This window comes from Geodermatophilus africanus (assembly GCF_900107105.1).
GTDB classification, from domain to species: Bacteria; Actinomycetota; Actinomycetes; order Mycobacteriales; family Geodermatophilaceae; genus Geodermatophilus; species Geodermatophilus africanus.
This window is the reverse complement of sequence record NZ_FNOT01000024.1, coordinates 1-19,527: the sequence shown is the minus strand read 5'-3', so window position 1 is coordinate 19,527 and position 19,527 is coordinate 1. Positions and strand designations below refer to the sequence as shown.

The 19,527-nt window shown below is 74.1% G+C and carries 19 protein-coding genes, 1 tRNA gene and 2 pseudogenes; 16 read left to right on the top strand and 6 right to left on the bottom strand.

What is annotated here, in order from left to right; genetic code table 11:
• Window positions 1–14 precede the first annotated feature (14 nt).
• The 7 genes from ald (at window position 15) to BLW63_RS23910 (ending at window position 6,696) form a co-directional block, all read left to right on the top strand.
• A complete protein-coding gene (ald, locus tag BLW63_RS23940; protein ID WP_091161919.1) occupies window positions 15–1,130 on the top strand; it encodes an alanine dehydrogenase in 1,116 nt (371 codons plus the stop codon).
• Between the two features lie 29 nt (window positions 1,131–1,159).
• On the top strand, window positions 1,160–2,074 hold the full coding sequence (locus BLW63_RS23935) for a site-specific tyrosine recombinase XerD (protein WP_091161916.1): 915 nt from the start codon (window positions 1,160–1,162) through the stop codon (window positions 2,072–2,074).
• A gap of 212 nt (window positions 2,075–2,286) precedes the next feature.
• Complete coding sequence (locus tag BLW63_RS23930; protein ID WP_091161914.1) at window positions 2,287–3,195, top strand: ParA family protein; 909 nt, start codon at window positions 2,287–2,289, stop codon at window positions 3,193–3,195.
• Window positions 3,196–3,268: 73 nt separating this feature from the next.
• Window positions 3,269–3,760: a hypothetical protein gene (locus tag BLW63_RS23925; RefSeq protein WP_091161911.1), complete on the top strand. Its 492-nt coding sequence runs from the start codon at window positions 3,269–3,271 to the stop codon at window positions 3,758–3,760.
• A 126-nt stretch (window positions 3,761–3,886) separates the two neighbouring features.
• Window positions 3,887–4,693 (top strand): segregation and condensation protein A, encoded by an 807-nt coding sequence (locus BLW63_RS23920; RefSeq protein ID WP_091161909.1) that lies wholly within the window; start codon window positions 3,887–3,889, stop codon window positions 4,691–4,693.
• 73 nt (window positions 4,694–4,766) lie between these two features.
• A complete protein-coding gene (scpB, locus tag BLW63_RS23915; RefSeq protein WP_091161906.1) occupies window positions 4,767–5,582 on the top strand; it encodes an SMC-Scp complex subunit ScpB in 816 nt (271 codons plus the stop codon).
• 271 nt (window positions 5,583–5,853) lie between these two features.
• Window positions 5,854–6,696 carry a pseudouridine synthase gene (locus BLW63_RS23910; RefSeq protein ID WP_170856950.1) on the top strand — a complete coding sequence of 281 codons (843 nt, stop codon included), beginning with the start codon at window positions 5,854–5,856 and terminating at the stop codon, window positions 6,694–6,696.
• Here the strand turns inward: BLW63_RS23910 and BLW63_RS23905 are convergent.
• Window positions 6,693–7,602, bottom strand: a pseudogene (locus BLW63_RS23905) (IS5 family transposase). The gene BLW63_RS23910 and the pseudogene BLW63_RS23905 overlap by 4 nt on opposite strands.
• A gap of 113 nt (window positions 7,603–7,715) precedes the next feature.
• A complete protein-coding gene (locus BLW63_RS23900; protein WP_091161904.1) occupies window positions 7,716–8,888 on the bottom strand; it encodes an ROK family protein in 1,173 nt (390 codons plus the stop codon).
• A gap of 67 nt (window positions 8,889–8,955) precedes the next feature.
• On the opposite strand from BLW63_RS23900, the gene xylA reads away from it, so the two are divergent.
• From xylA to BLW63_RS23865, 7 genes and pseudogenes are all read left to right on the top strand, one after another.
• Window positions 8,956–10,146, top strand: a complete 1,191-nt coding sequence (gene xylA, locus BLW63_RS23895; protein WP_091161901.1) for a xylose isomerase — start codon at window positions 8,956–8,958, stop codon at window positions 10,144–10,146.
• Window positions 10,146–11,561, top strand: a complete 1,416-nt coding sequence (locus BLW63_RS23890) for a xylulokinase (protein ID WP_091161900.1) — start codon at window positions 10,146–10,148, stop codon at window positions 11,559–11,561. Before xylA ends, BLW63_RS23890 begins: the two co-directional genes overlap by 1 nt.
• Before the next feature lie 117 nt (window positions 11,562–11,678).
• Window positions 11,679–12,041 (top strand): chorismate mutase, encoded by a 363-nt coding sequence (aroH, locus tag BLW63_RS23885; protein ID WP_091161897.1) that lies wholly within the window; start codon window positions 11,679–11,681, stop codon window positions 12,039–12,041.
• A complete protein-coding gene (gene cmk, locus BLW63_RS23880; RefSeq protein WP_091161895.1) occupies window positions 12,038–12,727 on the top strand; it encodes a (d)CMP kinase in 690 nt (229 codons plus the stop codon). Before aroH ends, cmk begins: the two co-directional genes overlap by 4 nt.
• Before the next feature lie 61 nt (window positions 12,728–12,788).
• A pseudogene (der, locus tag BLW63_RS23875) lies at window positions 12,789–14,144 on the top strand (ribosome biogenesis GTPase Der); the annotation flags it as partial.
• A 3-nt stretch (window positions 14,145–14,147) separates the two neighbouring features.
• Window positions 14,148–15,071 carry an alpha/beta fold hydrolase gene (locus BLW63_RS23870; protein WP_244522773.1) on the top strand — a complete coding sequence of 308 codons (924 nt, stop codon included), beginning with the start codon at window positions 14,148–14,150 and terminating at the stop codon, window positions 15,069–15,071.
• A 77-nt stretch (window positions 15,072–15,148) separates the two neighbouring features.
• Window positions 15,149–15,222: transfer RNA gene (locus BLW63_RS23865), tRNA-Pro, on the top strand.
• A 105-nt stretch (window positions 15,223–15,327) separates the two neighbouring features.
• Here BLW63_RS23865 and BLW63_RS27540 read toward each other — a convergent pair.
• From BLW63_RS27540 to BLW63_RS29115, 3 genes are all read right to left on the bottom strand, one after another.
• Window positions 15,328–15,948 carry a site-specific integrase gene (locus tag BLW63_RS27540; protein ID WP_211517274.1) on the bottom strand — a complete coding sequence of 207 codons (621 nt, stop codon included), beginning with the start codon at window positions 15,946–15,948 and terminating at the stop codon, window positions 15,328–15,330.
• Between the two features lie 5 nt (window positions 15,949–15,953).
• The gene (locus tag BLW63_RS27535; RefSeq protein WP_211517273.1) at window positions 15,954–16,373 is read right to left on the bottom strand and encodes a hypothetical protein; all 420 of its coding nucleotides are present in this window, start codon (window positions 16,371–16,373) and stop codon (window positions 15,954–15,956) included.
• A gap of 201 nt (window positions 16,374–16,574) precedes the next feature.
• Window positions 16,575–16,883, bottom strand: a complete 309-nt coding sequence (locus tag BLW63_RS29115) for a helix-turn-helix domain-containing protein (protein WP_091161891.1) — start codon at window positions 16,881–16,883, stop codon at window positions 16,575–16,577.
• 372 nt (window positions 16,884–17,255) lie between these two features.
• Between BLW63_RS29115 and BLW63_RS23850 the strand changes: the two genes are divergently transcribed.
• Window positions 17,256–17,492 (top strand): DUF433 domain-containing protein, encoded by a 237-nt coding sequence (locus BLW63_RS23850; RefSeq protein ID WP_091161968.1) that lies wholly within the window; start codon window positions 17,256–17,258, stop codon window positions 17,490–17,492.
• Window positions 17,489–17,848, top strand: a complete 360-nt coding sequence (locus BLW63_RS23845; RefSeq protein WP_091161889.1) for a DUF5615 family PIN-like protein — start codon at window positions 17,489–17,491, stop codon at window positions 17,846–17,848. Before BLW63_RS23850 ends, BLW63_RS23845 begins: the two co-directional genes overlap by 4 nt.
• Window positions 17,849–18,191: 343 nt before the next feature.
• Here the strand turns inward: BLW63_RS23845 and BLW63_RS23840 are convergent, their stop codons facing one another.
• Complete coding sequence (locus tag BLW63_RS23840) at window positions 18,192–19,424, bottom strand: IS110 family RNA-guided transposase (RefSeq protein WP_091161966.1); 1,233 nt, start codon at window positions 19,422–19,424, stop codon at window positions 18,192–18,194.
• Window positions 19,425–19,527: the final 103 nt, after the last annotated feature.

Below are 19,527 nucleotides of genomic sequence, written 5' to 3'. Positions count from 1 at the left end.
CAGGAGAGCGGACGATGCGGGTCGGGGTTCCCCGAGAGGTCAAGAACCGGGAGTACCGGGTGGCGCTCACCCCTGCGGGGGTGACCGAGCTGGTGCGGGCCGGGCACGCGGTGCTCGTCGAGCGGGGCTCTGGGGAGGGGTCGTCCATCCCGGACGCCGACTACACCGCGGCCGGCGCGCGGATCGTGGCCGACGCCGACGACGTGTGGGCCGACGCCGACCTGCTGCTCAAGGTCAAGGAGCCGGTCGCCGAGGAGTACGCCCGGCTGCGGGCGGGGCAGACGCTGTTCACCTACCTGCACCTGGCGGCGTCCAAGGAGTGCACCGACGCCCTCACGACCTCCGGCACCACCGCGATCGCCTACGAGACCGTGCAGACCGCCGGCGGCGCGCTGCCGCTGCTCGCCCCGATGTCCGAGGTCGCCGGGCGGATGGCGCCGCAGGTCGGCGCGCACAGCCTGGAGCGCGCGCACGGTGGCCGCGGTGTGCTGCTCGGCGGTGCGCCCGGTGTCTACGCGGCCAAGGTGGTCGTCATCGGCGCCGGGGTGTCGGGCATGAACGCCGCCGCGATCGCCCTGGGCATGCAGGCCGAGGTCGTCGTCCTGGACAGGGACGTCGACAAGCTGCGTGCCGCCGACCGGATCTACCAGGGCCACCTGCAGACGGTGGCCTCCAACGCCTACGAGGTCGAGCGCGCCGTGCTGGACGCCGACCTGGTCATCGGCGCGGTGCTGGTGCCCGGCGCGAAGGCCCCGACGCTGGTCAGCAACGAGCTGGTCGCGCAGATGAAGCCCGGCTCGGTGCTCGTCGACATCGCCGTCGACCAGGGCGGCTGCTTCGAGGACACCCGGCCCACCACCCACGACGACCCGACGTTCCGGGTGCACGAGTCGGTCTTCTACTGCGTGGCCAACATGCCCGGCGCGGTGCCGAACACCTCGACGCACGCGCTGACCAACGTGACGCTGCCCTACGTCATGGCGCTGGCCAACGAGGGCACCGCGGCCGCCGTCGGCTCGGACCCGGCGCTGGCGCACGGCGTCAATGTCGTCGCCGGGCAGGTGGTGCTGCCCGAGGTCGCCGCGGCCCACGGGATGACGCCCGTCCCCCTCGAGGAGGTGCTCCACTGACGACGTCCACCACGTCCGCGGTCGAGCGGGTGGTCACCGGCTACCTCGACCACCTCACCGTCGAGCGCGGCCTGTCGGCCAACACCATCTCGGCCTACCGCCGCGACCTGCGCCGCTACACCGAGTTCCTCGACGCCGCGGGCGTGCGCGGGCTCGGCGAGGTGGCCGAGTCCGACGTCGCCGGGTTCCTCGCCGCGCTGCGGCAGGGGGACGACGACCACCCGCCCCTGTCGGCTCCGTCGGCGGCGCGGGCGGTGGTCGCCGTCCGGGGGCTGCACCGGTTCGCGCTGCTCGACGGGCTGGTGCCCGACGACGTGGCCCACGAGGTGCGGCCGCCGTCGCCGGCGCGGCGGCTGCCCAAGGCCATCCCCGTCGAATCGGTGGTCGCGCTGATCGAGGCCGCCGGCGCGCTGGAGGGGCCCCGCGGGCTGCGGGACCGGACGCTGCTGGAGCTGCTCTACGGCACGGGAGCGCGCATCTCCGAGGCGGTCGGGCTGGCCGTCGACGACCTCGACCGCGGCCAGTCGGTGGTCCGGCTGGCCGGCAAGGGCGGCAAGCAGCGGATCGTGCCGGTCGGGTCCTACGCGCTGCGGGCGGTGGAGGACTACCTGGTGCGCGCCCGCCCGGCGCTGGTCGCGGCCGGCCGCGCCGGGGTGCGCGGCGGCGCGCTGTTCCTCAACGCGCGCGGCGGCCCGCTGTCGCGGCAGAGCGCCTGGGCGATCCTGCGGACGGCGGCCGAGCGGGCGCGGCTGACGGCGGAGGTGTCCCCGCACACGCTGCGGCACTCCTACGCCACCCACCTGCTCGACGGCGGCGCCGACGTCCGCGTTGTCCAGGAACTGCTCGGCCACGCCTCGGTGACCACCACGCAGGTCTACACGCTCGTCACCGTCGACCGGCTGCGCGAGGTGTACGCCAGCAGCCACCCGCGTGCGGTCACCTGACAGCTGCCAGGCCACTTATCGGCGGCTCCTGCCAACGGTCTCGGCTGAATGTGACGGCTGTGTTGGCACGGGTCGCCAAGTCGACACGACATGCGGCGTGCCTCCTGGGTGAAGCGTGTCCATCTCCCTACCGTCGGTGCATCCCGCGCGGCAGAACGGCTGACCGCTCCCGGTGCGAGCCGGACGGGCACGAGGTGGAGGACACGACAGCGATGGCGATCCGAGGGGACGCGGCCGGTCAGGCCTTCGCGCTCCCGACCGACCCCGAGCCCGAGATGGGTGCGGCCGCCTCGCGGCTGGACCCAGCCCGCGCGCGCATGCGCCGGCTGCCCGACCCCAAGCCGCTCACGCAGCACGGCCCCGCGCGGATCATCGCGATGTGCAACCAGAAGGGCGGCGTCGGCAAGACCACGTCGACCATCAACCTGGGTGCCGCGCTGGTGGAGTACGGCCGCAAGGTGCTGCTCATCGACCTCGACCCGCAGGGGGCGCTGTCGGTCGGGCTCGGCGTCCCGGCGCAGAACCTCGACCGGACCATCTACAACGCCCTCATGGAGCGGCGCACCTCGCTCAAGGACGTGCGGGTGTCCACCGACATCCCCGGTCTGGACCTGGTGCCCAGCAACATCGACCTGTCGGCCGCCGAGGTGCAGCTGGTCAGCGAGGTGGCGCGGGAGCAGACCCTGATGCGCGTGCTCGCCGACGTCCGCGACGAGTACGACTACATCCTCATCGACTGCCAGCCCTCGCTGGGCCTGCTGACGGTCAACGCGCTGACCGCCGCGCAGGGCGTGGTCATCCCGCTGGAGTGCGAGTTCTTCTCGCTGCGCGGCGTGGCCCTGCTGGTCGACACCATCGAGAAGGTCAAGGAGCGGCTCAACCCCGAGCTGGAGATCTCCGGGATCCTCGCCACGATGTATGACGCGCGCACCGTGCACTGCCGCGAGGTGTTCAGCCGGGTCGTCGAGGCCTTCGGCGACACCGTCTTCCGGACCGTCATCCAGCGGACCGTGCGCTTCCCGGAGACCACGGTCGCCGGTCAGCCGATCACCACGTGGGCGCCGACGTCCTCGGGCGCGTCGGCCTACCGCGACCTGGCCAAGGAGGTCCTGGCGCTGTGAGCGAGCTCGCGAGCTCACCGATGAGCAGAGCACGCTGCGTCGCGCTCCCGCCGAGCGCCAGCGAGGTGGCAGCGTGACGCGTCGTCCCGTTCTGCCTGGTGCGGCGGAGCTGTTCCGCCGCACCGACGCCGCCCCGGCGCCGGAGGTCACCGAGCTGCCCAGCATCAGCGCCACGGTGAGCTCGCCGGCGCTGCGCGGCGGGCCCGCCCGACGGGACGGGGGCGAGCCGGTCGCGCCGCTGACGCTGGTGCCCGGTGGTGCGGACGACGCCGACCCGCTGGCCGCCTTCCGCCAGCCCGCTCCCGCCCCGGCCGTCACGCCGGTGCGGCCGACCCGCGGCCGGGCGCAGCGCAGCGAGCGCGTCAGGCACGACGAGAAGATCACCGTCTACATCTCCGCCGAGGAGCTGCTCGCGCTCGAGAGCGCGCGCCTGACGTTGCGCGGCCAGCACGGGGTGGCCGCGGACCGGGGGCGCATCGTCCGCGAGGCGATCAGCGTGCTGCTGGCCGACCTGGCCGAGCGCGGCGAGGACTCGGTGCTCGTCTCGCGGCTCACGGGGACGTGACCGCCCCGTCACGGTGATCATCGGCAGGTGGTCGTCGCAGCCGGCGTGTCGGGCCGCCACACGCCGACGACAGACAGGCGCGTGCGCGAGCCCGGAACCGTCGGTGACCGCTCGTAAGCTGACGGTGTGACGACGACGGAGGCCTCGGCGGTCGGCAATGGGCGGTTCACCGTCCGGCTGACCAACTTCGAGGGCCCGTTCGACCTGCTGCTGCAGCTGATCGGCAAGCACGAGCTCGACGTCACCGAGATCGCGCTGTCTCAGGTGACCGACGAGTTCATCGCGCACCTGGACGCGCTCGGCGACGAGCTCGACCTCGACCAGGCCAGCGAGTTCCTCGTCGTCGCCGCCACCCTGCTCGACCTCAAGGCCGCTCGGCTGCTGCCGGCCGCCGAGGTGGAGGACGACGAGGACCTCGAGCTGCTCGAGGCCCGCGACCTGCTCTTCGCCCGGCTGCTGCAGTACCGCGCCTACAAGCAGGCGGCCGCCTTCCTGCGGGACCGCGAGGCCGACGCCGTCCGCCGGCACCCCCGCGACGCCGCGCCCGAGCCCCGCTTCGCCGACCTGCTGCCCGAGGTCCTCCTCGGTGTCACCCCCGAGCAGTTCGCGGCCCTGGCGACGAAGGCGCTCACGCCGACGCTGCCGCCCACGGTCGGCGTGGCGCACCTGCACGCGCCGCCGGTGAGTGTGTCCGAGCAGCTCGTGCTGTTGCGTGACCGGCTCGCCGGCGCCGGGACGGCGAGCTTCCGGGCGCTGACCGCCGACTGCGACCACACCCTCGAGGTGGTGGCCCGGTTCCTCGCGCTGCTGGAGCTCTACCGCCAGCAGCGGGTGGTCTTCGACCAGCTGACCCCGCTGGGAGAGCTGCACGTGCGCTGGGTGGGCGGTGCCGATGCCGGGCCCGAGCCGCTCGTCGACGGGGGGTACGCGTGACCGAGCTCGCGAGGTTCCGCCGGGGGGCAGCACGGCCCGGCACGTGGCCGACGAGCGCCAGCGAGGAGGGCGCGTGACGGACGAGCGGCCGCCGATCTCGTGGGAGGCGCTGGCCGCGGAGCTGGCCGTTCCCCGCGAGGAGGCCGAGCAGCGCGACGGCCCCGATCCCGCCACCTGGGACGCCGTCGCCGCGGAGCTGGCCGCCCGGGTCGCCGAGCGGCCGGCGCCGGGAGCCGAGCCCGCCCCGGTCGAGGAGCCCGAGCCGCTGGCTCCGCCCGTCGCCGCCGTCCCGCCGCGCGAGCCGGAACCGGCACCCGAGCCGGAACCGGAGCCCGACCTCGACCCGGCCGCGCTGCGGGGCGGGCTCGAGGCGCTGCTGTTCGTCGTCGACACCCCGGCCGACGAGGTCACGCTCGCGGAGGCGTTGCGCTGCCCCGCGTCGCGGGTGCGGACCCTGCTCGCCGAGCTCGCCGAGGACTACGACCGCCGCGGCTCGGGCATCACGCTGCGCCGGGTGGGGGAGGGCTGGCGGCTCTACACGCGGGAGCAGTACGCCGGGGTCGTCGAGCGCCACCTCGTCGACGGGCAGCGCAGCCGGCTCACCCAGGCGGCGCTGGAGACCCTCGCCGTCATCGCCTACCGGCAGCCGGTGACCCGCGCCCGGGTGTCGGCGATCCGCGGCGTCGGGGTGGACGGCGTGATGCGCACGCTCGTCTCCCGCGGCCTGGTCTCCGAGGTCGGCACCGACCCCGACAGCGGCGGCGGGCTGTACGCGACCACCCCGCTGTTCCTCGAGCGGCTGGGGCTGGAGAGCCTCGACGAGCTGCCGGAGCTGGGCCCGCTGCTGCCCGAGACGTCGGCCGTGCTGGACGAGCACCCCGACGCCTGAGAGATGACGGCACTCTCGCGCCGTTCCCCGCGTCCCAGCGCTAGTGCAACGGCGTGGGAGCAGCAGGAACCGCGCCGGAGTGCGGCCCAGCACGCTCGGACCGCCGTGACTCGGAGGACCTGCGGGGAGACGTCGGCCGCCATCCGCTGGGTCGGGGGACCGGTACGCGGCTCCGCCGGCGGATCGCCGGGCGTGCGGGCGGGATTGGGCCGGCGGGCCGGCAGAGCGGCGGCGGGAGGCCGTGCGACGCCGGGTGGGAGACTGGACGGCGATGGACACCGCCCCGCACGACGACCACACCCCCGGCCCCGTCGACGGCTGGTCGGAGGACATGGAGCTCGCCCCGGTCCACCCCGGCGACCGCGGCCGCGCCCGCGGTGACGCCGCCGCGGAGGGGGAGCGGCTGCAGAAGGTGCTCGCCCGCGCCGGGGTCGGCTCCCGCCGCGTCGTGGAGAACATGGTCGACCAGGGCCGGATCAGCGTGAACGGCAGGACCGTCGCCGTCCAGGGCATGCGGGTCGACCCGGAGCGGGACAAGATCGCCGTCGACGGGGTCCGGATCGAGCTGCGCGACGACCGGGTCACCTACGCGCTCAACAAGCCCGCGGGGGTCATCACCGCGATGAGCGACGACCGCAACCGCCCGACCGTCGGCGACATGGTCGGCGACCTGGCGCCCGGCCTGGTGCACGTCGGCCGGCTGGACCAGGACACCGAGGGCCTGCTGCTGGTCACCAACGACGGCGAGCTGGCCCACCGCCTGGCCCACCCCTCCTACGAGGTGAAGAAGACCTACCTGGCGCAGGTGTCCGGCTCGATCCCGCGGGACACGGCCCGCCGGCTGCGCGCCGGGGTGGAGCTCGAGGACGGGCCGGTGAAGGTCGACTCCTTCAAGGTCGTCGACACCCACGCCGGCCAGTCGGTCGTCGAGGTGGTGCTGCACGAGGGCCGCAAGCACATCGTGCGGCGGCTGCTGGCCGCCGTCGGGCTGCCGGTGTCCCGGCTGACCCGCACCGCCGTCGGCCCGGTCAAGCTCGAGCGGATGCGCAGCGGGTCGATCCGCCGGCTCACCCGGGCCGAGGTCGGCGCGCTCGAGGAGGCCGTGGGTCTCTAGGCCCTGTTTGATAAGTCGCGGAGATAGATGTTGATGTTGGTGATCTCGACGGTGGCGTCGTAGCGGACGGCGAGCTTGTCGTACCGGGTGGCGAAGGCGCGGTTCTGCTTGTGCCGGTTGATGCCGCACTCCACGGCGTGCCGCTGCCGGTAGCGGGCCCGGTCGAACGCCGGCGGCCGACCGCCGGCCGAGCCCTTCGCGCGGCGGTGGGCCAACTGGTCGACCTTGTTCGGAATGGTCGCCGGAACGCCGCGTCGGCGCAGGTAGGCGCGGTTGCCGCGACTGGAATAGGCCGATCGGCCGCACCCGGTCCGGCCGGGTCCGGGGCCGTCCCGGCCCGGATCGTCACGGCACCCGGATGCGGCCGAGCACCACGGTGAACTGCGGGCTGTCGGCGGCCTGGCCGGGCGTGAGGAGCGTGGCCAGCGGCTTGCGGCCGGCCTCGACGGCCAGGTGCACCTTGGTCGTCAGCCCGCCGCGGGACCGGCCCAATGCGTGGTCGGCCGGTTCGCCGACCGGAGGTTCGGTCTGCTGTTCGGGATGGCGGCGGGCGCCGGCGGCGTGCTGATGGGCCCGGTTGACGGTGGAGTCCACCGACACCGTCCAGTCGATCAACCCGACCTCATCGGCCACCGCCTGCAGCGCGGTCTCGATGCCGGCCCAGCGCCCGGCCAGCTGCCAGGCGCGGAACAGCCCGTAGACGCACTGCCAGGTGCCGTAGCGCTCGGGCACGTCCCGCCACGGACACCCGGTGCGGGTGCGGAACCGGATGCCGTCGATCAGCTGCCGCAACGTCCAGCGGCGTGGGCGGCCCGTCCGTGGCCTGCCCGGGAGCAGTGCCGCCAGGATCAGCCACTGCTCGTCGGTCAGGTCATGGCGGGCACCGGCCGGTAGGGTGCCGTCCACGAGGTCTCCGTGGTGAGGGTCTTCTTGGTCGTTGATCCCTCTACCGGAGGCCTCGCCTACTTCCCGGCACCAACACGCCTGTCCGGCGCGCCGAGCGACTTCTCAAACACGGCCTAGGGGAGCCGGCGCACCGGGTCGGCCAGCACGTCGGCCAGTGCCCGCAGCGCCGCACCAGTCGCGCCCGCGGCCGGCGGCCCGGTCACCGCCGCGACCACCGGCCGGCGCCACCGTGCCGACAGCACCCGCCGGCCCAGGAGCTCCTCGAGCCGGGGGCGCAGCGGCTCGGCCAGCGCGGCCAGGTGCCCCCCGAGGACGACGGCCGGCAGGTCGAGCACGTTGACGACGCCGGCCAGCGCCACGCCCAGCGCACGGGCCGCGGCGTCGAGGGCCGACCGCACGTCGGCGTCCCCGGCCCGGGCGACGACCTCCGCCGGTGGGGTGTCCAGCGGTAGCCCGGCGGCGGCCAGCAGCGCGTGCCGCCCGGCGTACTGCTCCAGGCAGCCGGTCGAGCCGCAGCGGCAGGCGGGCCCCTCGGGGTCGACGCACACGTGCCCCACCTCGCCCGCCCAGCCGGCGCTGCCGGTCACCACCCGTCCGCCGAGGACGGCGGCGCCGCCGATGCCGATCTGCCCCGAGACGTAGAGGAAGTCGCGCAGCGGGCCAGGGCGGCCCGGCGCGGTCTCGGCCACCGTGCGCGCGGCCAGGTCTGCCTCGTTGCCCAGCACGGGGCGCAGGTCGTCCGGCAGGTGGCCGCTGAGCAGATCGACGGCGGCGAGGTCGGACCACCCGAGGTTGGGCGCGCGCAGCAGCAGGTCGCCGTCCACCAGGCCCGGCAGCGCCAGGCCGGCGCCGGCCAGCCGCAGCCCGGCGGGCACCCCGGCCAGCAGCCCGGTGGTGAGGACGCCCAGCCGGCCGAGCGTGCGCGCCGGGTCGCTGCCGACCAGGTCGTCCTCCTCGACCCGCTCGGCGACGACGCGGCCGCGGAGGTCGAGCACGCGGGCGGCGAGCAGTCCGGCGTCCACCTGCAGGCCGAGGGCGCCGATCCGCGCGCCGGGCAGCAGCGGGGTGGCCGGGCGTCCGCGCCGGGGGAGGGCCAGCCGCTCGCCCTCGTCGAGCAGACCGCCGGCGACCAGCTCGTCGACCAGCCGGGCCGCGGTCGCCCGTGTCGTCCCGGTGCGGACGGCGACGTCGGCACGCGACAGCGGCCCGTCGGCCGCGCAGACGGTGCGCAGCACGAGGGCCAGGTTGCTGCTGCGCAGCGTCGACTGACGCGCCCCGGTCTCCACCCCTTGAGGCTAGTGGCGTCCTGCTTTATGTTCTACGGAAGAACAAAACCCGATCGAGGGAGATCGCATGACCGCGCCGCAGCCCACCAAGGACGACCGGTTCACCTTCGGCCTCTGGACGGTGGGCTGGCAGGCCCGCGACCCGTTCGGGGACGCCACCCGGCCGGCGCTCGACCCGGTCGAGAGCGTGCACCGTCTCGCGGAGCTGGGCGCGCACGGCGTCACCTTCCACGACGACGACCTCATCCCCTTCGGCAGCGACGACGACCAGCGCACCAAGCACGTCGAGCGGTTCAAGGCGGCGCTCGAGGAGACCGGCCTCGTCGTCCCCATGGCCACGACCAACCTGTTCACCCACCCGGTGTTCAAGGAGGGCGCGCTGACCGCCAACGACCGCGGCGTCCGCCGGTACGCGCTGCGCAAGGTCATGCGCAACATGGACCTCGCCGCCGAGCTGGGCGCGCGCACCTACGTGCTGTGGGGCGGCCGCGAGGGCGCCGAGGTCGACTCCGCCAAGGACCTGCGCGCCGCGCTCGACCGCTACCGCGAGGGCATCGACACCCTGGCCCGGTACTCGGAGGATCGTGGCTACGGCCTGCGCTTCGCCCTCGAGCCCAAGCCGAACGAGCCGCGCGGCGACATCTTCCTGCCCACCATCGGCCACGCCCTGGCCTTCATCGCCACCCTCGAGCACGCCGACCTGGTGGGCCTGAACCCCGAGGTCGGGCACGAGCAGATGGCCGGGCTGAACTTCACGCACGGCATCGCGCAGGCGCTGTGGCAGGGCAAGCTCTTCCACATCGACCTCAACGGCCAGCACGGCATCAAGTACGACCAGGACCTCGTCTTCGGCCACGGCGACCTGCTGTCCGCCTTCGCCACCGTCGACCTGCTCGAGCACGGCGGCCCCGGCGGCGGCCCGGCCTACGACGGCCCCCGGCACTTCGACTACAAGCCGCTGCGCACCGAGGACGCCGACGGCGTGTGGGCCTCGGCGGCGGCCAACATGCGCACCTACCTGCTGCTCAAGGAGCGCGCCGCCGCCTTCCGCGCCGACCCCGAGGTGCAGGAGGCGCTGGCCGCGGCACAGGTGCCGGAGCTGGCGCAGCCGACGCTGGCCGACGGCGAGACGCACGCCGACCTGCTGGCCGACCCCTCGGCGTTCGAGGAGTTCGACGCCGAGGCTGCCGGCGCCCGCCCCGGCGGCCAGGTGCGCCTCTCGCAGCTGGCGGTGGAGCACCTGCTCGGCGCCCGCTGATGACGCTGGTCGCGGGGGTCGACTCCTCGACCCAGGCGTGCAAGGTCGTCGTCCGCGACGCCGTCTCGGGCGCGCTGGTGCGGGAGGGCCGGGCGCCGCACCCCGACGGCACCGAGGTCGACCCGCCCGCCTGGGCGGCCGCGCTGGACCGGGCGCTGGCGCAGGCCGGCGGGCTGGACGGCGTCGCGGCGGTCGCCGTCGGCGGCCAGCAGCACGGCATGGTCTGCTTGGACGACGACGGCGCGGTGGTGCGCCCGGCGCTGCTGTGGAATGACACCCGCTCGGCCGGTGCGGCCCGCGACCTCACCGCCGAGCTCGGCGGCGGGCAGGCGTGGGCCGACGCGGTCGGGCTGGTGCCGGTCGCCTCGTTCACGGTGACCAAGCTGCGCTGGCTGGCCGACGCCGAGCCCGCGAACGCCGCCCGCACCGCCGCGGTCTGCCTGCCGCACGACTGGCTGACCTGGCGGCTGGCGGGCGCCGGTCTGCCCGGTGGACCGGGCCTCGAGGCCCTGGTGACCGACCGCGGGGACGCCAGCGGCACCGGCTACTGGTCGGCGGCGACGGGGGAGTACCGCCCCGACCTGCTCGAGCGCGCGCTCGGGCACGGCGCCGTCGTCCCGCGGGTGCTCGGCCCGGCCGAGGCCGCCGGGTCGACGCCCGGCGGGGTCGTCCTCGGGCCCGGATCCGGGGACAACGCCGCCGCCGCGCTCGGCCTGGCGGCGGAGCCCGGGGACGTCGTCTGCTCGATCGGCACCTCCGGCGTGGTGTCGATCGTCTCCACCACGCCGGCGGCCGACCCGTCGGGCACGGTCGCCGGGTTCGCCGACGCCACGGGCAACTTCCTGCCGCTGATCGCCACGCTCAACGCCGCCCGCGTGCTCGACGCCACCGCCCAGCTGCTCGGGGTGGACCTCGACGAGCTGTCCCGGCTGGCGCTGTCGGCCCCGCCCGGCGCCGGCGGCCTCGTGCTGGTGCCGTACCTGGAGGGCGAGCGGACGCCGGACCGCCCGGACTCCACCGGCGCGCTGCACGGCCTGACGCTGGCGACCGCGGACCGGGCGCACCTGGCCCGCGCGGCGGTCGAGGGGCTGCTGTGCGGGCTGGCCGACGGGCTGGACGCCGTCGCCGCGACCGGCACCCCGGTGCGCCGGGTGCTGCTGGCCGGCGGTGGGGCGCGGTCGGAGGCGGTGCGCCGCATCGCCCCCGCCGTCCTCGGGGTGCCGGTGCTTGCGCCGCCGCCGGGGGAGTACGTCGCCGACGGCGCCGCCCGGCAGGCGGCCTGGGTGCTGGCCGGGGGCGAGGCGCCGCCCGAGTGGCCGCGGCCGGGCACCGAGCGGTACGAGGCCGACCCGGTGCCGGCCGTGCGCGAGCGCTACGCGGACGTGCGTGACCTCACCGCGCCGCGGCTGCGCTGACGCGCGTCCGTTATCCCCAACTAGCGCGGGACGCCGGAGGCAGGTCGGCGGGGGGTACCTAGACTCGACCGAGGGGCACGGCGATCCGGGACCCCGCACCGATCGAGGAGAGTGGTAGTGGCCGTCCGAGCCATCCGCGGCGCGACACAGGTGGACGCCGACGAGCGGGACCTGGTCCTCGACGCGACGCGGGAGCTGGTCACCGCGGTCATGGAGCGCAACCAGCTCGAGCACGACGACGTCATCAGCATCCTGTTCACCGCCACCCCCGACCTGGTCTCGGAGTTCCCGGCGCTGGCCGCCCGCGAGCTCGGCTTCGGGGACGTGCCGCTGATGTGTGCCACCGAGATCGGCGTCCCGCACGCGCTGCCGCGGGTGCTGCGGCTGATGGCCCACGTGGAGACCGACCGGCCGCGCGACGAGGTGCAGCACGTGTACCTGCGCGGGGCCGTGGCGCTGCGACGGGACATCGCCCAGTGAGCGCGGGCTTCACCGGCCAGGTCGCCCTCGACGGCCCGTCGGGGACGGGCAAGTCGAGCGTCGCGCGGGCGGTCGCCTCCCGGCTGGGCGCGGCCTACCTGGACACCGGCGCGATGTACCGCGCCGCGACGGTCGCCGTCCTGGATGCCGGGGTGGACCCGGAGGACGCCGAGGCCGTGGCCGCCGTCGTCGCCGCGGCCCGGATCGAGGTCGGGACGGCGGCCGACACCGAGCTGGTCGAGGTCGACGGCGTGGACGTCGCCGTGCGCATCCGGGGCGCCGAGGTCACCCGTGCGGTGTCGGCGGTCTCGGCGGTGCCCTCGGTGCGCCGGCGGCTGGTCGACCAGCAGCGCGCGCTGGTCTCCGCGGCCGACGCGGTCGTCGTCGAGGGACGGGACATCGGCACCGTCGTCCTGCCCGACGCGACGCTGAAGGTGTACCTGACCGCGGCCCCCGAGGCCCGCGCCCAGCGGCGGGCGGCCCAGCTCGGGCTGACCACGCCCCAGGAGATCGCCGAGCTCGCCGCCGACCTGCGCCGCCGCGACGAGTACGACAGCAGCCGCGCCGACAGCCCGCTGCGCCCGGCCGAGGACGCCGTCGTCGTCGACAGCACCCACCTCGACCGCGAGGGCGTCGTCGACCGGGTCGTCGAGCTGGCCCTCAGCACCGTCGGGGCGGGCACGTGAGCGAGCTCGCGAGCTCACGCAGGGACACAGCAACGCCGCTCGTGCGTTCGACGAGTGCCAGCGAGGAGGACGCATGAGCGAGCAGACCGGGCCGCTGCCGGTCGTCGCGATCGTCGGCCGGCCCAACGTCGGCAAGTCCACGCTGGTCAACCGCTTCCTGGGCCGCCGCGCCGCCGTCGTCCAGGACACCCCGGGCGTCACCCGCGACCGCATCGCCTACGAGGCGCTGTGGAACGGCAAGCGGTTCACCGTCGTCGACACCGGCGGCTGGGATCCCCGGGCCAGCGGGCTGGGTGCCTCGATCACCCGCCAGGCCGAGTACGCGATGCGGACCTCCGACGTCATCGTGTTCGTCGTCGACAGCCAGGTGGGCGCCACCGACACCGACCTGGCCGCCGCGCGGATCCTGCGCCGCAGCGACCGGCCGGTGATCCTGGTGGCCAACAAGGTCGACGACGAGCGCAGCGAGTCCAATGCCGCCGAGCTGTGGTCGCTGGGGCTGGGAGAGCCGCAGCCGGTGAGCGCGCTGCACGGCCGGGCCAGCGGCGACCTGCTCGACCTGGTGCTCGACGCGCTCCCCGAGGCGCCGCGGGAGCAGGAGGAGGAGGGCGGCCCCCGCCGAGTGGCGCTGGTCGGCCGGCCCAACGTCGGCAAGTCCAGCCTGATCAACCGCGTGGCGCGCGAGGAGCGATCCGTCGTCGACTCGGTCGCGGGCACCACCGTCGACCCGGTCGACTCGATCGTCACCCTGGGCGGCGAGGAGTGGCGGTTCGTCGACACCGCGGGGCTGCGCCGCAAGGTCAACACCGCCAGCGGCATGGAGTACTACGCCAGCCTGCGGACCGAAGCCGCCATCCAGGCCGCCGAGGTCGCCGTCGTGCTGGTGGCTGCCGACGAGGTGGTCAGCGAGCAGGACCAGCGGGTGATCACCCAGGTGATCGAGGCCGGTCGCGCGCTGGTCATCGCGTTCAACAAGTGGGACACCCTCGACGAGGACCGCCGCCTGCAGCTGGAGCGCGAGATCGAGCGCGACCTGGCCCGGGTGCGGTGGGCGTCGCGGGTGAACATCTCGGCCAAGACCGGCCGCGGCGTGGACAAGCTGGCCCAGCACCTGCGCGAGGCGCTGGCCTCCTGGGAGACGCGCGTGCCGACGGCGGAGCTGAACACCTATGTCCGCGCGCTGGTGCAGGAGACGCCGCCGCCGGCCCGCGGTGGCCGCGCCCCGAAGATCAAGTACGTCACGCAGGCCGACGTCCGCCCGCCGCGGTTCGTCGTCTTCTCCACCGGGTTCCTCGAGGCCGGCTACCGGCGGTTCCTGGAGCGCAAGTTGCGCGAGCGGTTCGGGTTCCACGGGACGCCGATCGAGATCTCGGTGAAGGTGCGCGAGGGTCGGGGGAGCGAGAAGCCGAGGAGCTGACCGATGAGTCCGGCCGCCGACGCCGGTCTCCCCGGCATGACCGCACCGCAGACGCACACCCTGGAGACCCGGGGCGCCGTGCTGACCTACGACGTCCGGCCCGGCACGCAGGCCTCGGAGCCGCCGCTGCTGCTCATCGGCTCGCCCATGGGCGCGTCGGGCTTCGCCTCGCTGGCCGAGCGCTTCCCCGAGCGCACCGTCGTCACCTACGACCCGCGCGGGGCCGACCGCAGCCGGCGCACCGACGGCGCGGCCGAGTCCACGCCGGAGGAGCACGCCGACGACCTGTCCCGGCTGGTCGACGCGCTGGGCGCCGGGCCGGTGGACGTGTTCGCCAGCAGCGGGGGAGCGGTCAACGCGCTGGTCTTGGTCGCCCGGCACCCCGAGCAGGTGCGCACCCTGGTGGCGCACGAGCCGCCCGCGGTGCAGTTGCTGCCCGACCGTGAGCCGGCGTTGGCCGCCTGCCGGCACGTGGCCGAGACCTACCGGCGTGCCGGCCACGGCGCGGGGATGGCGGAGTTCATCCGGCTGGTCATGCACTCGGGGCCGACCGACGGGTTCACCGAGCAGCCGTCGGCCGACCCCGCCGCCTTCGGTCTGCCGGCCGAGGACGACGGCTCTCGGGACGACGTGCTGCTCGGGCAGAACCTGCTGACCTCCACGTCGTACGAGCACGACGTCGACGCGCTGCGCCGGGTCCCGACGCGGGTCGTGGCGGCCGTCGGTGTCGGCTCGGCCGGGCAGCTGGCCCACCGCGGTGGTCTCGCCCTCGCCGACCGGCTCGGGACGACGGCCGTGGAGTTCCCCGGCGACCACGGGAGCTTCCTCGACTCCGGCTACGGCCCGCCGCCGGACGTCGACGCGGTGGCCGGGCGGCTGCGCGATGTGCTGGCCGGCGACCGGGACACGGTGACCCAGGGCGGCTGACCACCGGTCCGACTGCCTCGGCCGGTGCGGTAACCTGCTCTACGCAGGCGTCCGGGCGGTGCGAGCCACCCGGCGCTCGGGCTGTAGCGCAGCTTGGTAGCGCACTTGACTGGGGGTCAAGGGGTCGCAGGTTCAAATCCTGTCAGCCCGACAGTGGGAAACTGCAGCTCAGGGGCCGTGTCCGGAGAGATCCGGAACGGCCCCTGACTGCGTCTTGCGGCGCATGACCACCGTTTTGACCACCGTTAGGCCACTCTTACTCGCCGAAGGCGGCGCCGAGGACGTCCATCGCGCCGCGTGAGACGTCGGGCGCGACGTGCCCGTAGACGTCGCCGGTGATGGCGATCGACGAGTGGCCGAGGATCTCCGAGACGACCTTGAGCGGGACGCCGGAGGTGAGCAGCACGCTGGCCGCCGAGTGCCGGAGGGTGTGCAGCCCGGCGTGGGGGAGACCGGCCCTCGTGGCGGCGACCTTGAGTGCGCGAAGGGCGTTTCGGGGGTCGGAGGGCTCGCCGGTCACGGTGGTGAAGACGAAGCCGGTCTCCTGCCAGACCGAGCCGGCCTGCTGCCGCTCGTCGTCCTGGGTGGCGCGGACGTCGCGGAGCAGTCGCTCGGCCGGTGCGGACAGCGGGACGGAGCGCTTCGACCTCGCCGTCTTCGGCTCGGTGACCACCAGGCGTCCCTGGACGCGGGCGAGCGTGCCCCGCACCCGGAGCAGGCGCTTCGTCAGGTCGACGTCCGCCCACCTGAGAGCCAGCGCCTCACCCCGGCGCAGGCCGGTGTGCACCAGCAGCGCGAAGAGTGGGGCGTAGCGGGTGTCCTCAGCCGCACGCAGGAGGTCGGCGACCTGGGCAGGTGTCAGGTGGGCGGCCTCCACGCTGGTTACCTTCGGCCGCCGGATGACTGCTGCCGGATTGGACGCCAGCGCACCGTCGCGGACGGCGGTGTCCAGCACGGCGCGGAGATCGTGTACGCCGAACGGACAGTCGACTCGGCCAACCCCTTGTGCCGGAGCTCCACCACCCACCCCTCGACGTGGGACGGCCGGACCTTGTCCAGGGTCAGCCGCCCGATGGGGCTGGGAAGGATGTGCGTCCGGGCGACGCCGGCGTACATGACCTTGGTCGTCTGCTTGCACTCGGAGGCCTGCAGCGTCGTGTCGATCCAGTGCTGGGCAAAGGCCGCGACCGTCTGTCTGCGGTCCCGGGCGGGCTGCCCGTCCGCCACCCTCCGCCGGATCGCGGCCGCCTTGTCACGCGCCTCCTGCGGGGTTTCGCCGTAGACGGTGTGACGGGTGGCCACTCCAAGTTCGTCGGTGACTCGGAGGTTGATCTGCCAGCGCCCGTCCGGTCGGCGTCGCGGCGTGGATCCTTCCCTGTTGCCGCGACGCTTCGCCGAGGACCCGCTCCGCGGCGTCCGTGGACTCACCACCGGCCCCTCTCGCCGTCACCAAGTGACGAGTGTCAGGGGTCGGGCCGACGCAGGCCGTCGTGGATCCACAGGTCAGGGCCGATTCAGCCGGCTGTGGACGACGTCGAAGAGCCTGCCCTGATCCGTGCTGGTTCCTCTGCGTTGGGAGCGCGTCCGGGTCGGTTGAGGCGGTGGGGGAGCCTGAAGGTGCTGCACGTAGCGCTCGAGCTCGGCGCGGGAGATCCGACAGCTGCGGCCGATGTGCACCGGGCGTAGGTCGCCGGCCTTCATGAGGGCATAGACCGTGGTGCGGCCGACGCGGAGCACTGTGGCGGCCTCCTCGGGCGTCAGCAGCAACGAGTCGCTGGACACCGGCTCCCGAGGTCGATGAGTGTCGCCCATGTGTCGCCCTCCTCGTCGGCCGGCCTCGTGCGCCGGCGTTCGGCGCGGCAGCCCACCTGGAGAAGGCGCCATTTCCGGCCGGTTGGTGACACTGCACGGCGAAGTTCCTGTTTTTCTCCGGTTCTCCTGCAGTCCGGGTCCTCGATCACCGAGGGGCGGCGTCCTTCGAGTCCCTCGTCCTCCCGGCGGGCTCTGGTGTGTCTCCGGTTTTCCTCCGGTACGTCGAGGGGCTCGGGCGGTGTCATGCGAGCGCAGGTGATCGGGCGGTCACCGGTCGCAGCGCAGGCATGGAGGGTCCGGCTCGACGAGGTCCGCACGGTCGAGGACTCGGCGTGCTGGGCTGGGGTTGGCGAGCACGGGCACAGTAGGCGCGTGAGTTCCGACCGGCTGGGGTTGATCGCCACCGATCCGGCCGTGCTGAGCGGCCAGGCAGTGATCGCCGGCACCCGCGTGCCGGTCAGCGTGGTGCTCGACTGCCTTGCCGCCGGCATGAGCACCGAACAGATCGTCGAGGAGTGCCCGACCCTGACCTCCGAAGGCGTGCAGGCCGCTGCCGCCTACGGGGCGCTGCTGGCCCGTGAGGAACTGGTCCCGCTGGGCCCCGAGTGAGGGTCAAGCTCGACGAGAACGTCCCTCGTTCAGCTCGCCAGGTGCTCATCGCCGCCGGACACGATGTCGACACCGTCGTCGACGAGGGCCTCGGCGGTGCGTCGGATCCGCAGGTCGTGACCGCTGCAGCCGCTGACGGACGACTGTTGATGACCCTCGATCGCGGACTGGGCGACATCCGGGCGTACCCGTCGGGTAGCCACGCCGGCATCCTGGTGCTGCGCCCGTCTGACCAGTCGCCGCCGACCGTGGCCGCTGCGCTCGCGGAGGTGGTCGCCGGTCACGACCTGACCACGCTCGCCGGCACGGTCACCGTCGCGCAGCGCGGCCTGTTGCGTATCCGCCATCTCCAATAGCGGCAGACCTGCGCACGTTTCGGGGCTACGCGGACGGGGTGCGGCGTCCACGAGCCCCGTGGAGTCGTGAGCCGGTGGGGCATTTCGGACATGTCCTCGTTCAGGGCGTCATGACACTCCTCGGCAAGTCGCCTCCGCAGCAGTGCAACTTGAAACCTGCCACGGGTCTCCGCAGCGCCGCACCGTCGACCCTCGGCTGCGTAGTCGATCCTCGCTCACGGCCCCGGTTCCGCTACCCAACTGGACAAGATCACGAGCCGACACAGACCCGTGAATAGGTGAGTTGCAGGCGCGCGTCAGCGCGGGGCGGGCGCAGCCCGTCCTCCAGTTCTTCTGCAGTTGGTCAGGCGACGGGGTCGAGGACCACGGTGTGGCCGAGGCGTTCGAGCTGGGCGACCAGCCGGCGGGTGTGCGCCTCGTCGTTGCGCCGGGCCAGCCAGTCCGCTCCCAGTTCTCGGTAGGGCTCGTCGTCGCGGAGCATGTAGTAGGCCGAGACCAGGATGGAGTGGGCGACCGCGACCTGGGCGCGGCCCATCCCGCGCCGGGCGGTGAGCCGGGCGTGCTGGGCGGAGAGGTAGTTGGTGCCCTTCATCCGGGCTACCGAGCCGGCGGCCTCGACCAGCATGTGGTTGAGCCACTTGTTGCCGTGCCGGGCGCCGGCCGGGCTGCGCTTACCGGCCGACTCATAGACCCCCGGCGCCACCCCGGCCCAGGCGGCCAGGTGCGCCGCCGAGGGGAAGCGGGACATGTCGGCGCCGGTCTCGGCGATGATCACCTGGGCGACCCGGGGCCCCACGCCGGGGATGGTCTGCAGCAGCTGCAGCTGCCGGTCCCAGGGGGCGAACGCGTCCTCCAGTACCGCATCGAGCTCGGCCAGCGCGGCCTCCACCCGGTCCAGTCGGTCCAGGATGGCGCGGGCCAGCCGGGCGTGGTTGGCATCGAAGTGCCCGGTCAGCGCCTCGGTCAGCTCGGGGATCTTGACCCGCATCCGGCCCTTGGCCAGCTGCGCCAACGCCCGCGGATCGCGCTCTCCCTCGATCAGAGCGGCCAGCATCGCCCGGGCGGAGACCGTGGTCAGGCTGGAGGCCACCGAGGACAACTTGATCGACGCGTCCTCCAGCATCAGCTCCAGCCGGGTCGCCTCCCGGGTGCGGTCGCCCATCAGCTGCTCCCGATAGCGGGTGAGCATCCGCAGCCGGCGGATCCCCGGCGGCGGCACGAACGACGGGCGCAGCAGGCCGTGCTCGAGCAGCTGGGCGATCCACTCGGCGTCCTTGACGTCGGTCTTGCGCCCGGGGACGGCCTTCATGTGCGCGGCGTTGAGCAGCCAGACCTCCATGACCTCTTCCAGGCAGTAGAACGGCGCCTTCCAGTAGGTCGAGGTCGACTCCATCGCCGCGATCGTCACCCCGTGCTCATCCAGCCAGTTCCGCATCACCCCCAGCGCGCGGGTGGTGGTCTTGACCGTCCGGGTCTCACTCACCCGGCGACCGCCGGGGCCCGGGATCCGCATGCAGACGGTCAGCGACTCCTTGCCAATGTCCAGCCCGGCGACCCGCTCGAACAGCACCTCCACCGCGACCACTTCCTCCCTGACGACGGTCGGTGGACGCCGTCCGGAGGGTCCTCTGCCAGGACACAGACCCACGCGCTCGCAGCAGCAATCAGAGGCACCCGAG

Bases quoted from the DNA above. Each gene is read 5' to 3' on its own strand.
- BLW63_RS23890 (WP_091161900.1), top strand. From the start codon at position 10,146: ATGACGCTGGTCGCGGGGGTCGACTCCTCGACCCAGGCGTGCAAGGTC.
- ald (WP_091161919.1), top strand. From the start codon at position 15: ATGCGGGTCGGGGTTCCCCGAGAGGTCAAGAACCGGGAGTACCGGGTG.
- BLW63_RS23930 (WP_091161914.1), top strand. From the start codon at position 2,287: ATGGCGATCCGAGGGGACGCGGCCGGTCAGGCCTTCGCGCTCCCGACC.
- BLW63_RS23870 (WP_244522773.1), top strand. From the start codon at position 14,148: ATGAGTCCGGCCGCCGACGCCGGTCTCCCCGGCATGACCGCACCGCAG.
- xylA (WP_091161901.1), top strand. From the start codon at position 8,956: ATGACCGCGCCGCAGCCCACCAAGGACGACCGGTTCACCTTCGGCCTC.
- BLW63_RS29115 (WP_091161891.1), bottom strand. From the start codon at position 16,883: ATGGGCGACACTCATCGACCTCGGGAGCCGGTGTCCAGCGACTCGTTG.
- BLW63_RS23910 (WP_170856950.1), top strand. From the start codon at position 5,854: ATGGACACCGCCCCGCACGACGACCACACCCCCGGCCCCGTCGACGGC.